This window comes from Pseudomonas guariconensis (assembly GCF_900102675.1).
GTDB classification, from domain to species: Bacteria; Pseudomonadota; Gammaproteobacteria; order Pseudomonadales; family Pseudomonadaceae; genus Aquipseudomonas; species Aquipseudomonas guariconensis.
This window is the reverse complement of the sequence record NZ_FMYX01000001.1, coordinates 377,118-390,936: the sequence shown is the minus strand read 5'-3', so window position 1 is coordinate 390,936 and position 13,819 is coordinate 377,118. Positions and strand designations below refer to the sequence as shown.

General features: G+C 64.0%; 10 protein-coding genes. 5 read left to right on the top strand and 5 right to left on the bottom strand.

Annotation, left to right across the window (positions count from 1 at the left end):
• Positions 1–40 precede the first annotated feature (40 nt).
• Positions 41–2,284, bottom strand: a complete 2,244-nt coding sequence (locus BLS27_RS01690) for a putative bifunctional diguanylate cyclase/phosphodiesterase (RefSeq protein ID WP_043213347.1) — start codon at positions 2,282–2,284, stop codon at positions 41–43.
• 141 nt (positions 2,285–2,425) lie between these two features.
• On the opposite strand from BLS27_RS01690, the gene BLS27_RS01685 reads away from it, so the two are divergent.
• The 3 genes from BLS27_RS01685 (at position 2,426) to BLS27_RS01675 (ending at position 5,876) form a co-directional block, all read left to right on the top strand.
• Positions 2,426–4,045, top strand: coding sequence for an NADP-dependent glyceraldehyde-3-phosphate dehydrogenase (locus BLS27_RS01685; protein WP_090342665.1), 1,620 nt, complete (start codon positions 2,426–2,428; stop codon positions 4,043–4,045).
• A gap of 111 nt (positions 4,046–4,156) precedes the next feature.
• Positions 4,157–4,624 (top strand): VOC family protein, encoded by a 468-nt coding sequence (locus BLS27_RS01680; protein ID WP_090342663.1) that lies wholly within the window; start codon positions 4,157–4,159, stop codon positions 4,622–4,624.
• Positions 4,625–4,685: 61 nt separating this feature from the next.
• Positions 4,686–5,876, top strand: coding sequence for a hypothetical protein (locus tag BLS27_RS01675; RefSeq protein ID WP_090342661.1), 1,191 nt, complete (start codon positions 4,686–4,688; stop codon positions 5,874–5,876).
• Between the two features lie 128 nt (positions 5,877–6,004).
• Here BLS27_RS01675 and yiaY read toward each other — a convergent pair whose 3' ends face one another.
• A complete protein-coding gene (gene yiaY / locus BLS27_RS01670; RefSeq protein WP_070573835.1) occupies positions 6,005–7,153 on the bottom strand; it encodes an L-threonine dehydrogenase in 1,149 nt (382 codons plus the stop codon).
• 178 nt (positions 7,154–7,331) lie between these two features.
• On the bottom strand, positions 7,332–8,894 hold the full coding sequence (gene ilvA / locus BLS27_RS01665; protein WP_043213359.1) for a threonine ammonia-lyase, biosynthetic: 1,563 nt from the start codon (positions 8,892–8,894) through the stop codon (positions 7,332–7,334).
• Between the two features lie 410 nt (positions 8,895–9,304).
• Between ilvA and BLS27_RS01660 the strand changes: the two genes are divergently transcribed.
• Positions 9,305–10,396, top strand: a complete 1,092-nt coding sequence (locus BLS27_RS01660; RefSeq protein WP_043213361.1) for a GGDEF domain-containing protein — start codon at positions 9,305–9,307, stop codon at positions 10,394–10,396.
• A gap of 69 nt (positions 10,397–10,465) precedes the next feature.
• Here BLS27_RS01660 and BLS27_RS01655 read toward each other — a convergent pair whose 3' ends face one another.
• Positions 10,466–11,764: an ATP-binding protein gene (locus BLS27_RS01655; protein ID WP_043213362.1), complete on the bottom strand. Its 1,299-nt coding sequence runs from the start codon at positions 11,762–11,764 to the stop codon at positions 10,466–10,468.
• A 6-nt stretch (positions 11,765–11,770) separates the two neighbouring features.
• Positions 11,771–12,472 (bottom strand): response regulator, encoded by a 702-nt coding sequence (locus tag BLS27_RS01650; RefSeq protein ID WP_043213365.1) that lies wholly within the window; start codon positions 12,470–12,472, stop codon positions 11,771–11,773.
• A gap of 170 nt (positions 12,473–12,642) precedes the next feature.
• Between BLS27_RS01650 and BLS27_RS01645 the strand changes: the two genes are divergently transcribed.
• On the top strand, positions 12,643–13,818 hold the full coding sequence (locus BLS27_RS01645) for an efflux RND transporter periplasmic adaptor subunit (RefSeq protein ID WP_090342658.1): 1,176 nt from the start codon (positions 12,643–12,645) through the stop codon (positions 13,816–13,818).
• Position 13,819 lies beyond the last annotated feature (1 nt).

Here is a 13,819-nt window from a genome sequence, read left to right as displayed (position 1 = left end):
CCAGCGCGGCAAAGTTCAAAAACGATGGCGCCAGAGCCGGTCAGAGGCCCAGCGAACGCCCCTTGGTTTGGTGGTCGGCCAGCCAACGCTCCAGCACTGACGCTGGCATCGGCCGCCCGAGCAAAAAGCCCTGGCCTTGGTCGCAGCCAACGTTGCGCAGGAATTCGTACTGCGCCTGGGTCTCGATCCCCTCGGCAGTGATCCGAAAGCCCAGGGCATGGCCCAGGTCGATGATGCCTCGGGCCACCGCTTCGGCGTCATCATCGCCTGGCAGGTCCTTGATGAACGCCCGATCGATCTTCAAGTGATCGATCGGCAGTGCCCGCAGATAGGCCAACGACGAATAGCCCGTGCCAAAGTCGTCCACCGCCGTGACCACGCCCATGGCCTGCAATTGCGCCAGCACCGCACAGGCCTGTTGCTGGCTTTCCATCAGCAGGCTTTCGGTGATTTCCACCTCCAGCAGGCTGGCCGGTAGTTCGTGGCGCGCCAGGGCCGTGGCCAAGCTGGCGACGTAGTCGCTGCGCTCGATCTGCAACGCCGCCACATTGATCGCCAGCGGCCCAGGCAGGCAGTCCGCCGCACGCCAGGCTGCCAGCTGGGCGCAGGCCAGTTCCAGCACCCGCTCACCGAGGGGGATGATGAGCCCGGTGCGCTCGGCCAAGGGGATGAACTCGCCCGGCGAGACCAGTCCATGGTCAGGATCGCGCCAGCGCAACAGGGCCTCGACCCCTTCAAGCCGACCGCTGAACAGGTCCACCTTGGGCTGGTACCACAGCTCGAACTCATCGCATTCCAATGCCCGGCGTAGGTTGCGCTCTAGTTCTAGGCGCTGTTGCAGGCGCTCGGTCATCTCCGCCTGGTAGGGGCGCCAGGCGTTACGCCCGCCCTCCTTGGCCGCGTACATCGCCGTGTCGGCGTGGCGCAGCAGGCTGTCGGCGTCCTCCCCATGCTGCGGGCACCGGGCCACGCCAATGCTGCCCGTGACCAACGCGGCATTGCCATTGAGGTCGAACGGCCGCTGCAGGCACCGCAACAAGGCTTGTATCTGGAGATTGACCTGGCCTTGGCTGCCCTGAAGCATGAACACAAACTCGTCACCGCCCAGACGGCAGAGCCGATCGGCGCTGTGCAGTTCCTGCAGAAAACGTGCAGTGGCTTGTTGCAACAGTAGATCGCCCATCGGATGACCGAGGCTGTCATTGACCTGCTTGAAGCCATCGATATCGAGCATCAGCACCGCCAGACCATGGCCTTGGGCAATCGCCTCGGCGAGTTGGCGTTGAAACAAGACACGGTTGGGCAAGCCAGTAATAGTGTCGTAATGGGCCAGGCGTTCGAGCTGAGCCTGGGACTGTCGCAGCTCGCGGTTACGCTGTTTCAGCAGGCGCTGGTTGCCGTTGAGCTGAGCGACGAACACGCTGAACAGCCCCGTGCAGGTCAAGGCAAACATGAACAGCGGCGACGTGAACAAGCCCAGCACTGGCCATCCGCCCTGTGGGGCGGCGACCATTTGCCAATGGCCGCCGGGCACCTCCACCACCTGGCTGAGCAGCGGCTCATCGAACAAATGCGGATCGCCCCAGATCATCGCACCCTCGGCGCCTTTGCCGTCCGTACCGCGGACCGCCACCTGGAAGTCCATGTCCGGTCGCAGGCCCGCAGCCCACAGCAAGCGATCGATATCCGCGACGATCGATACATTGCCCCAGTAGAACCTCACCCCTCGCTTGCCCGTGACGAATACCGGCCGCCGATAGATCAGCGCCCGGCCGCCCTGGAACAGCTGGACCGGCCCGGCCAGCACCGCTTGGCGATGCTCACGGGCCGATTGCAGCATGGGGAACTGGTCGGGCAGGCGACGGTAATCCAACCCAATGATGGCGAGGTTACCTTCACGCGGGTAGACATCAGTGATCACATCATCCGGAGCCAGGGCGATGTGATGCATGTAGGGCACCGACTCGAGGGCATCGAAGGCCATGCCTTGAAAATGCGCCTCGCTGATGCGGCCATCGGTGGCGATCAGTTGCGCAATGCCCTCGGCCTCGCCGAAGGCTGCGCGCAACTGGGCCTCCAGGGCACCACGCACCCCAGACAAACGCGCCGAGATATTGGCGATCTGCTCGCTTTCCTCACGCTGGTTGTCCAAGTGTCCAAGTACCACCGACAGGCCGATGCCGACCACGGCGAAACCGACCGGCAACAGGCGATGGAGCGTGCGCCGCAGCGCGCATTTTGCGGGCGGAGCCGGTTCATCGAGGGAGAGCTGAAGAGTGTTCATGGGCCACGGTCGAGTTCGATTGATCCTGTATCGGCGTGCGGGGGGCAAATTTGAGCCACACTGGTGTTTTTCTACGACAGGGTGCATGCTCACCAGCTGAAGCGTTTCACCAAGCCAAAAACAACGTGAGGTGCCGTACCCATGGATCCTTTGCTCGATTCGCTGTTTCCTGCTGCCGACGACATTCCCGAAGCCTGGCGCCTGGGCGCCCCGCTGGAGCAACGCGACTACCTGGTCGGCGGCCAACTGCGCCGCTGGGACGGCCCATTGGCCACGGTGCGCAGCCCGGTCTGGCTAAAGGAAGGCGACGAGGAACGCCAGGTGATCCTCGGCAGTGCGCCGCTGCTCGATGCCGACACCGCCCTCACCGCTCTGGACGCCGCCGTACAGGCCTACGATAAAGGGCGAGGCACCTGGCCGACCCTGCGCGTGGCCGAGCGTATCCAGCATGTCGAAGCCTTCCTGGCGCGCATGCGCGAGCAGCGCACGGCGGTGGTCAAGCTGCTGATGTGGGAGATCGGCAAGAACATCAAGGATTCGGAAAAGGAATTCGACCGCACCTGTGACTACATCGTCGACACCATCAACGCCCTCAAAGACCTGGACCGGCGCTCCAGCCGCTTCGAGCTCGAGCAAGGCACCCTCGGCCAGATCCGCCGCGCACCGCTGGGCGTCGCGCTGTGCATGGGCCCCTACAACTACCCGCTCAACGAGACCTTCACCACGCTGATTCCGGCGTTGATCATGGGCAATACCGTCGTGTTCAAGCCGGCCAAATTCGGCGTGCTGCTGATCCGCCCACTGCTGGAGGCATTTCGCGACAGCTTCCCGCCAGGGGTGATCAACGTGATCTATGGCCGTGGCCGCGAGACGGTCAGCGCCCTGATGGCCAGCGGCAAGATCGACGTGTTCGCCTTCATCGGCACCCACAAAGCCGCCAGCGACCTCAAGAAGCTACACCCGCGCCCGCATCGGCTGCGCGCAGCCCTGGGCCTTGACGCCAAGAACCCCGGCATCGTCCTGCCCCAGGTGGACTTGGACAACGCCGTCGAAGAGGCCGTGACCGGCGCCCTGTCGTTCAACGGCCAGCGCTGCACGGCCCTGAAGATCCTGTTCGTCCATGAAGACGTGGTCGAGCCGTTCCTGGACAAGTTCCAGCGCAAGCTCGCTGCGCTCAAGCCCGGCATGCCGTGGGAGCCAGGCGTGGCCCTCACGCCGCTGCCTGAGCCGGGCAAGATTGACTACCTGGACGGTCTAGTGGCCGATGCCACCGCCAAGGGTGCGCGGGTACTCAACGAAGGGGGTGGGCTCAGCCGCGGCTCGTTCTTCTACCCAGCCTTGCTCTACCCTGTCAGCGCCGACATGCGCGTCTACCATGAAGAACAGTTCGGCCCCCTGGTGCCCGTGGTGCCCTACCGCGACCTGCAAACGGTGATCGACTACGTGCTCGACTCCGACTACGGCCAGCAGCTGAGTCTGTTCGGCAACGACCCGCAGACCATCGGCATGCTGGTGGACACCTTCGCCAACCAGGTCGGGCGTATCAACCTCAATGCCCAATGCCAACGCGGGCCAGACACCTACCCGTTCAACGGCCGCAAGAACAGCGCCGAAGGCACCCTGTCGGTGCATGACGCACTGCGCGTGTTCTCGATCCGAACCCTGGTGGCGACCAAGTTCCAGCAAGCCAACAAGGAGCTGATCAGCGAGATCATCCGCAACCGTCAGTCGAGTTTCCTGACCACCGATTACATCTTCTGACGCCGGCGCTTATAGAAAATCGATCTAACCGACCTGTCGATTTTCTCTGTGCGCAAACGACTCTAAGCAACAGGGCGCCAACCGGCGCCCTCACGCGAAGGAGAATCGAACATGGCAGTCAAACCCATTCCCGAAGGCCAGCACAGTCTTACCCCATACCTGGCCATCAACGACGCCGCCAAGGCCATCGAGTTCTACAAAAAAGCCTTTGGCGCGGTCGAAATGTTCCGCCTGGAAGCCCCCGGCGGACGCGTCGGCCATGCCGAGCTGAAGATCGGCGACTCCTCGCTGATGCTTGGCGATCCCTGCGATATGGAAGGCGGCCTGACCGCCAGCCAGAAGCTCGCCGGCGCCGGTGTCGGCCTGCATCTGTATGTGGAGGATTCGGACAAGGTCTTCGCCCAGGCCCTCGCTGCTGGCGCGACACAGCTGCACGCGGTGACGGACCAGTTCTACGGTGACCGCAGCGGCAGTCTGAAAGACCCGTTCGGCAACATCTGGTTCGTCTCCACCCACAAAGAAGACCTCACCCCCGACGAAATCCGCGCCCGCGCCGCGAAGATGTTCGGCGGCAACTGAGCACGGTTGAATGCGCGGCGCGTTTGCTTGAAGCTTGTCGCTCGTAGCTTGGAGCTGCTTCATGCGAATCATCGACAAAACCGCCGCGCAAGTGCGCAGCCTGACCCCGGCCGAAGAGGAACTGTTGGTCGGCTTTGCCACTGGCGCCCTCGCCGGCCCGCGACTGCTGCAAGCCAACCAGTGGCTGATGAAAGTGCGCAGCGCCAACCAGTGGTTGGCCTGCGATTGCCGGCGCGATGCCCTGCCGGTGCTCAACATCACCCTCAACGGCAGTACCGGCACCTTGTTCCTGCGCAACAACCCTGACACCCCCGAGCACGCTCCGGGCTGCCCGTTCACGAAGGTCGAGCGCGAAGCCAGTGAGCGCACTGAGCAGGCCGCACAACCTGCCGCGTGGCTGGCGCCCGATACTCCACTGCGTCTGCTGGGCGACTTCCACGCTGCCAGCGAAGGTGGCCCAGCCAGCGCCGGAACCGCTACGGAACGTCGCGAACAGCAGCGTTTGCTCTCGGTGCTGCTGACCTGGATGGAAGCCAGCGGGCTCAACGTCTATGCCACGCATGTGAAGAAAGACCTCACCGCTCAGTTCGCCGACCTGCGCGGCGTGGCTGCCCGTTACCCGCTGGTCGAGCGTGTACCGGCGAGCAACTACTTGGAAACCCGCCTGGACATGAAGCACATGATGATGCTCAAGTCCCGTCTGCGCGAAGCCAAGGCCTTCGGTAATCATCGCCGTCATGGGTTGTTGCTCGACTGTGTCGACCAGATCAAGGGACGCAAGGTCTTCAACGCCCGCACCGAGGACGGCTTTGACTTCCAGGGCCACCACCTGTATTGGGACGGCGGCAAGACGCGCGGGCCGTTGCTGGCACTGATGCTCTATTCACCGACCACCGCCGGCAGCCATTTCTACGAGCTGATCCACGTGGCGAGCGTCCCGGTGCTGTCACGTGGGCACCTGTTCCCGGTGTACCGCGACGAAGAGCGCGAGCCGCTCAAAGCCTTGGTGTCGTTGATCGACTGGATGGCGAGCAAGGGGGTCAAGGTGTTGATGCGCAGGCCGGTGATCGGCGGCCAGGTGATGGATGAGCTGGTGCTGACCTCGGATCAGGACCGGGTGCTGTCGGTGTCACTGCTCGAACAACCGATCGGACCTGAGCCAGACACCGAGAACTTCAAGCGCTACGCCGACTTCAAGAGCCTTGAGACCTTCCGCAAGTTCGTCGCTGGCTTCTTCATGCGCGAGCGCTGAAGCCTGCGCTGCCCTCTTCGCGGGTAAACCCGCTCCCACAGGTTCGCTGTTGCCCTGAAGCACAGCGCGGTGCCAGTGGGGGCGGGTTTACCCGCCAAAGCGTCAGTACAGACGCCCCAAGACTTGGCCTAGAACGCCGCCTTGAAGATCGCCTCGATCTGCGCCTGGCTCGCAGGGCGTGGGTTGGTCAGCCCGCAGGCATCCTTCAGGGCATTGGCCGCCAGCAGCGGCACATCCTCGACCTTCGCCCCCAACTCCGCCAGCCCCGCCGGGATCCCGATCGCCGCCGCCAGATGCTCGATGGCCGAAATCGCCGCGCCAGCGCCCTGCTCGGCATCCAGCGCACAGACCTTCACGCCCATGGCCTTGGCCACGTCACGCAGCCGTGCAGCGCTGACCTGGGCGTTGAAGCGCTGCACATGGGGCAGCAACACCGCATTGCACACGCCGTGAGGGAGGTCATAGAAACCACCCAACTGGTGCGCCATGGCATGCACATACCCAAGCGAAGCGTTGTTGAACGCCATGCCGGCGAGGAACTGGGCGTAGGCCATGTTCTCCCGCGCCTTCAGGTCGCCACCATCGGCCACGGCCTGACGCAGGTTGTCGCTGATGAGGGTAATGGCCTTGAGTGCACAGGCGTCGGTAATCGGCGTTGCCGCCGTGGACACATAGGCCTCGATGGCATGGGTCAGGGCATCCATGCCGGTCGCGGCGGTGAGGCTCTGCGGCATGCCGACCATCAACGCCGGGTCGTTTACCGACAGGATCGGCGTCACGTTGCGGTCGACGATGGCCATTTTCACGTGCCGCGCCTCGTCGGTGATGATGCAGAACCGCGTCATCTCGCTGGCGGTGCCGGCGGTGGTATTGATCGCGATCAGCGGCAACTGCGGCTTGCTGGAACGGTCGACGCCCTCGTAATCACTGATGTGACCGCCATTGGTGGCGCATAGGGCGATGCCCTTGGCGCAGTCGTGGGGCGAACCACCGCCCAGGGAAACCACACAGTCGCACCGCGCCTGACGCAGCAAGGCCAGCCCCGCCTCGACGTTGGCGATGCTCGGATTGGGCTTGGCGCCATCGAACACCACCGAATCGATGTCGCGCATGGCCAGCATGCCGGCGATACGCTCGGCGACCCCGGCCTTGACCAACCCAGGGTCTGTGACGATCAGTGCCTTGCGCAGGCCGAAACCTGCGATGGCGGCCATCGCCTCCTCCAGGCAGTCGATACCCATGATGTTGACGGCGGGAATGAAGAACGTGCTGCTCATGGCCGAACCCTCGCGAAAAGTCTGTTTGTCTTCGAGGATCTGCCTGATTGCAGTGAGGGGTGTTGATCCAGCGCAAGGCCACGCCTACAAACGCAGCGTGGCTGACACGCTGAAGGGCCGCAAAGCGGTCCCTGCGCGCTAGGTTCTGCACGAAATGTATCCGCGCTCGAGCGCTGCCCTAGCCCAGGAACAACCGATACGCCGGGTTGTCGGTTTCATCCCAATAGCGATAGCCCATGTCATCCAGGGCCTGGGGCAGGCCTGGCAGCTCATCGCCCGGGACCTCCAGCGCAGCGAACACCCGCGCCTCAGCCGCACCGTGGTTGCGGTAGTGGAACAGGCTGATGTTCCAGCGCTTGCCCAAGCGCTCGAGAAAGCCCAGCAATGCCCCGGGGCGCTCGGGGAACTCAAAGCGCAGCACCCGCTCATCCGCCCCTGGCGCAGCATGGCCGCCCACCGTATGGCGCACGTGCAGCTTGGCCAGTTCGTTGTCGGTCAGGTCCAGCACGTTGTAGCCCTGTTCGCGCAGGCTGGCCAGCAGGCGCTCGCGCGGGTCGTGCTGGGGGTGGGTTTGCACGCCCACGAACAGCCGCGCCTCCTTCCCAGGAAAATAGCGGTAGTTGAATTCGGTGATCTGGCGCTTGCCCAGCGCCTGGCAGAACGCCCGGAAGCTGCCGGGGCGCTCGGGGATGGTAACGGCGATGATCGCCTCGCGCTGCTCACCCAGTTCGGCGCGCTCGGCCACGTGACGCAGGCGGTCGAAATTGACGTTGGCGCCGGAATCGATCGCCACCAGGGTCTGGCCTTGGACGCCTTCGCGGGCCACGTACTTCTTGATCCCGGCCACCGCCAGGGCACCGGAGGGCTCGGTGATCGAGCGGGTGTCGTCGTAGATGTCCTTGATGGCCGCGCACAACTCGTCGCTGCTGACCGTCACCACCTCATCGACAAAATGGCGGCACAACTCGAAGCAATGGGCACCGACCTGCGCCACTGCCACGCCGTCGGCGAACGTACCGACCTGGGGCAGGATCACCCGCTCGCCCGCCGCCAGGGCAGCCTGCAGGCAATTGGAATCCTCTGGCTCCACCCCGATCACCTTGACCTGCGGGCGCAGGTACTTGACGTACGCCGCGATGCCCGCTACCAGGCCGCCGCCCCCCACCGGCACAAAGATCGCGTCCAGGGCGCCGGGTTGCTGACGCAGGATTTCCATCGCCACGGTGCCTTGGCCGGCGATCACGTCCGGGTCATCGAACGGCGGCACGAAGGTCGCGCCGTCGCTGTCGGCCAGTTGCAGGGCATGGGCCAGGGCATGAGGGAAGCTTTCGCCATGCAGTACCACGTGCCCCCCGCGCGAGCGCACTCCTTGCACCTTGAGTTCCGGGGTGGTGGTCGGCATGACGATGGTCGCCCGCATGCCCAGCCGTGAGGCGGCCAGCGCCACGCCTTGGGCATGGTTGCCCGCCGAAGCCGTGATCACACCGCGCTCGCGCTGGGCTGGGGTCAAGCGCGACAAACGGGTATAGGCGCCGCGAATCTTGAAAGAAAACGTCGGTTGCAGGTCTTCGCGTTTGAGCAGCACTTGGTTGCCCAAGGTGGCCGACAGCGCGGGTGCCAGTTGCAGGGGTGTCTCGATGGCCAGGTCGTACACCGGGGCGCTGAGAATGCGGCGCACCTGCTCTGAAAGCAGCTGCGCGGGCGAGGCGGTGTTACGAGGGCTGACGCTGAGGTTGGTCATCGATGACTCCTGGTGTTTTCGAGGGCCCAGGAGTCGGAAAGAAAAAACCCGCCTCCAGGGCGGGTTCGGTGCACGTACGCGCTAGCCCGCCAATCCGATAATGGCGGTAATAATAATGGCGCGACGCTGCAGGTATGGGTTCATGGGTTGGGAAATTAGCCCGCCACCCCGTAGGAAGTCAACACCTCCTCTTTCAGGTAAATTCCCCGCCAGGCATTAAGCGCGTCAATCTAGCGCTTGGCGAGCGGCAGTCGACGCCGCGGTAGCAGTAGCAGACGTTCGCCCGACGGGACGCCAGCACTTGGCTGGACCAGTTGAGCAGTCTGGGCTTGACTCTCTGAGGGCGGAGACATCCGCTGCAGCACAGCGCCAATCAAACACCAGAGAACTTCAAGGAGTTCCCGTCCAGCATGTTCAAGACCATCGAAGACCAGTTGCGCAAGCAGGTGGCCCCCGCTGCGCTGCGCGCCGAATTCCGCCAGCACGAATTCGAGGCCATGCGCCGGTTCTGCCTGCTGATATTCAGCGTCAGCATCGTCATCTGGCTGATCTTCGACCTGATCGTCAGCTACCTGGGCGATCAGGAATTCACCTGGCGATCGATGGTGTTTCTCGCTGCACTGTGCGCCATCACGGTCGTGCTTGGGTTTATCCGCAAAAGCCAGCATTTCGACGTACTCAACCTGATGTTCATCGCGACCATCACCCTGGGCATGCGCCTGGTGATAGACGGCATTCCCATTGCCCTGCGCCCCGTGTGGCTGGTGTTGGGGGTGTCGACGGTGCTCTACAGCGTTTCGGTGCTGCCGGTACAGCGTTGGTCGTTCTTCTGTGCCATGGCCATCACTTGGCTGGTGCTCAATCCTTTCCAGCACACGCGTATCGAGTTTCTCGAACTCGAAGGTGCGATGTTGACGAGCTATGCGGTGTTTCTTTGCGGGCTGGTGATCTACGCCTATTTGCGGATGCGCCAAGCCAAGCTGCACAACTTCTACCTATCCAAGGTCCTGATGGAGCAGGCCTACATCGATGCCCTGACTGAAATCCCAAACCGCCGGTCGTTCATGCTCAAGGCCGAACAGCAGTTGCAACAGGCCCCATCCGGGCAGTACCTGGCGATGATCGACATCGATAATTTCAAGCGGGTCAACGACCGCTTCGGCCATGACATCGGTGATGAGGTGCTCAAGCGTGTGGCCGCGCACATCAAGGCGAGCATGGCCAGCTATGCCTATGCACGCCTGGGCGGCGAAGAGTTCGCCATCTATTTCCAAGGGCTGGATCAGCAAGGTGCCGAGCGGCAAGTGGGAGCGCTGTGTCAGCGGGTGCGCGAAGACCTGAACGCGCACCCGGTGACCATCAGCATCGGCCTGACCCGCGTCGAGCAGGGTGACACCCTGAGCATGGCGCTGGTGCGGGCCGACCAGGCGCTGTACGAAGCCAAGCACAGTGGCAAGGACCGGTTCGTCTGCTGGTCGGCGCAACTGGCAAAAGGTGCCTAGTGGCTGGGTTGCGCACTCCGATTTACCCGCCAAGAACGCACCTTGGTGTCAGACCAACCTGGCCGTTCTCTAACCTGCCGGCAGACGAATCCTGAACTGCGCGCCACCAAGCGCCGACTGGGCCACGGTCAGTGTCCCGCCCTGCCCCTCGATGGCCCGCCGGCTGATGGCAAGCCCCAGCCCGAAGCCACCGGTACTGCGGTCCCGGCTACGGTCCAGCCGGTAGAACGGCTGGAAGATCCGCTCGCGTTCCTCGGGAGGAATGCCGATGCCGTCGTCTTCCACGGTTACCAGGCACGCGCCGTCTTCTTCCGCGCGCAGGCGCAGCAGCAGGCTCTCGTCGCAATAGCGCATGGCATTGCGCACCAGGTTCTGCACGGCGCGCGCGGTCAGACGGGGGTCGAGCACGAAACGCGGCAACCGGGTCTCGGCCCGCACTTCCCACTGAATGCCCCGCCCGTCGAGCTCTTCGGCGAACCCGCCGAGCACGCTGTCGACCAGCTCCAGCAATGACACCTCGACCCGCTCGCGGGCCTGGTCGGCGTTCTGCAGGCGGCTGTAGGACAGCAGCTCCAGCACCAGCTCATCGAGTTCACGCACGTGCCCGACCAGTTCCAGCAGGCGCTTGCGGCACGGTGGTGGCACCTCATCGAACAACAGCACCAGGCCGAAATCCAGCCGAGTCAGCGGTGTGCGCAACTCGTGGGACACCGCATTGAGCAGCTCGCGCTGCTGATTGACATGCCGCTCCAGGTCGCTGGCCATGGTGTCGAACACCCCGGCCAGCTCGCCGATGTTCGAGCGCGGTGAAATATGTGTCCTTTCGGCCATCTGCCCCTGGCCCAGACGCCGGGCGGTTTCCTTCAGGCGTTCCAGGTCACGCCAGTGCGGCCACACCCACAGCAGCAGGCAACCGAGCATGGCGGCGCCGATCAGCACCGTGACTCCCCAGGACAACAGGTTGATGTCCAACGGGTCCGGTGGGGTGTACAGGCTCACCAGCCAGTCCTGGTCCAACGGCGCCAGGGCGGTGTCGTAGTAGCCCCAGTCGGCGATACGCACCACGTTCTGGCCTTGCGTCAGGCGCGCGCGCTCCGGCGCCGTCAGTTCGGCCTGGTCCATGCGCAGCAATTTGATTTCCAGTGGCGCGAAGCTCTGCGCCAATTGCCGCTCCACCTGCGGCCACTGCTCGCGCGGGGTTTGCTGGAACTGGCGCACCAGCAGCGATTGCACGCCCTTGGCCTGCTCCAGGTTGTAGGCCATGAAGCGGTCATGGAACAGGCCGACGATGGTGTCGGGGATGAACAGCAGGGCGCCGGCGTAGGCGGCGATGATCACCAGATACAGGCGCACCAGAATCTTCAGCATGGCGTGTCAGTACTCCCACTCGACCCGGCTGAACAGATAACCCTTGCCCCACACAGTCTTGATCTTGCGCGCCTCACCGGCGTGGTCATCGAACTTGCGCCGCAGCTTGGAGATGGCCACGTCCACCGAGCGGTCGGTGCCGTTGAACTCGATGCCGCGCAATTGCTGGAGAATGCGGTCGCGGCTGAGCACCTCGCCGGCATTGCGGGCCAGCACCACCAACAGGTTGTACTCGCTGCTGGACAGCTCCACCTCGTCGCCGCGCCAGGTGACGACACGCTCGGCCAGGTCGATGCGCAAGCCCCCGACCTGGATCAGGTCACTGTCCAGGCGAGGTTCGTTGACCGTGCTGCGACGCAGCAAAGTGCGTACCCGTGCCAGCAGCACGCGTGGCTCACACGGCTTGGTGACGTAATCGTCGGCGCCCATCTCCAGCCCCAACACCTGGTCGTGGCTGTCGTCGCGGGCAGTGAGCATGAGGATCGGCAGGGATTGCGACTCCTGACGCAGCAAGCGGCATACCTGCAGGCCATCCAGACCCGGCAACATCAGGTCAAGCACCACCAGATCGGGCTTTTGCCGGCGGAACTCTTCCAGCACGTGGTCGCCTCGGGCAATCACCCGGACGTGAAAATCGTTTCGTTGCAAGTAGCTGGCGATCAGTTCGGACAAGGCACTGTCGTCTTCGACCAGGAGAATATTCGGCATAGGCGGTGAGAAGAACGGGTGAATGAAGAGGATTGACGCGCTGCAGGATATAGAATCCCATGGCCGTCAATGAGAATTCTTACACTTTTTCACATTCGCCCTACATAGCTTCACAGCCAACGCAGGAGCGGCTGCCTTAGCATAGGCTCGGTCATTTTCGGAAGATCCGCATGTCAATTTCTTTCCCTTTTCGTCTGCGCCCCCTGGCGCTTCTGGCGCTGCTGACCCTGTCGTTGGCCGGCTGCGACGACGCCGCCGAGCAGGACGCACAGACACCCCCGCCCCAGGTCCGGGTCGAAACCGTGCAGGTTCAGCCCCTGGCCATCAGCACTGAGCTCAGCGGTCGCATCCTCGCGCCGCGCACCGCCGAGGTCCGCGCACGGGTCAGCGGCGTGGTGCTCAAGCGCGTGTACCGCGAAGGCAGCGACGTCAAACAGGGCGATGTCCTGTTCTTGATCGATCCTGCGCCGTTCAAGGCCGACCACGACGCCGCCCGCGCCACCCTTGCCAAAGCCGAGGCCAACCTGTACCAGGCGCGCCTGCAAGAGCAGCGTTACCGCGAGCTGGTGGACGACAAGGCGGTCAGCCGCCAGGAGTACGACAATGCCCGCGCCGCCTTCCTCCAGGCCGGCGCTGTCGTGGCCGAGGCCAAGGCAGCCCTGGAACGTGCCCGCCTGAACCTGGGCTACGCCACGGTCACCGCGCCGATTTCCGGACGCATCGGCCGGGCCCTGGTCACCGAGGGCGCATTGGTGGGCCAGAACGAAACCACACCGCTGGCGACCATCCAGCAGTTGGACCCGATCCACGCCGACGTCACCCAGTCGACCCGCGAGCTCAACACCCTTCGCCGGGCCATGCGCGCCGGCGAGTTGCAGCAGGTCGGCGAAGGCCAGGCCAGGGCGACCTTGATCCAGGACGATGGCACGGCCTATCCGCTGCCGGGCAAGCTGCTGTTCTCAGACATCAGCGTCGACCCGAGCACCAACCAGATCACCCTACGCAGCGAGTTCCCCAACCCGGACCTCGACCTGCTGCCGGGTAGCTATGTGCGCGTGCGCCTGGACCAGGCCGTGCAACCGAAGGGCATCAGCGTGCCGCAGCGCGCGATCCTGCGCGACAGCGCCGGTGTGCCCAAGGTGCTGGTGGTCGATGAGCAGGCGCGCATCAGCGAACGCCAGGTGGTACTGGGCAACGCCCAGGGCGATCGCTGGATCGTCACCCAGGGGCTGGCCGCAGGCGAGCGCGTGGTGATCGAAGGCCTGCAACACGTCAAGGCAGGCGACCAGGTCCAGGTCGACACTGCCCCAGATGCCCTGCCCATCGTTCAGCACACTGGCCAGTGAG

Bases quoted from the DNA above. Each gene is read 5' to 3' on its own strand.
- BLS27_RS01680 (WP_090342663.1), top strand. From the start codon at position 4,157: ATGGCAGTCAAACCCATTCCCGAAGGCCAGCACAGTCTTACCCCATAC.
- yiaY (WP_070573835.1), bottom strand. From the start codon at position 7,153: ATGAGCAGCACGTTCTTCATTCCCGCCGTCAACATCATGGGTATCGAC.
- BLS27_RS01645 (WP_090342658.1), top strand. From the start codon at position 12,643: ATGTCAATTTCTTTCCCTTTTCGTCTGCGCCCCCTGGCGCTTCTGGCG.
- BLS27_RS01675 (WP_090342661.1), top strand. From the start codon at position 4,686: ATGCGAATCATCGACAAAACCGCCGCGCAAGTGCGCAGCCTGACCCCG.
- BLS27_RS01650 (WP_043213365.1), bottom strand. From the start codon at position 12,472: ATGCCGAATATTCTCCTGGTCGAAGACGACAGTGCCTTGTCCGAACTG.
- BLS27_RS01685 (WP_090342665.1), top strand. From the start codon at position 2,426: ATGGATCCTTTGCTCGATTCGCTGTTTCCTGCTGCCGACGACATTCCC.
- BLS27_RS01690 (WP_043213347.1), bottom strand. From the start codon at position 2,284: ATGAACACTCTTCAGCTCTCCCTCGATGAACCGGCTCCGCCCGCAAAA.
- BLS27_RS01660 (WP_043213361.1), top strand. From the start codon at position 9,305: ATGTTCAAGACCATCGAAGACCAGTTGCGCAAGCAGGTGGCCCCCGCT.
- BLS27_RS01655 (WP_043213362.1), bottom strand. From the start codon at position 11,764: ATGCTGAAGATTCTGGTGCGCCTGTATCTGGTGATCATCGCCGCCTAC.
- ilvA (WP_043213359.1), bottom strand. From the start codon at position 8,894: ATGACCAACCTCAGCGTCAGCCCTCGTAACACCGCCTCGCCCGCGCAG.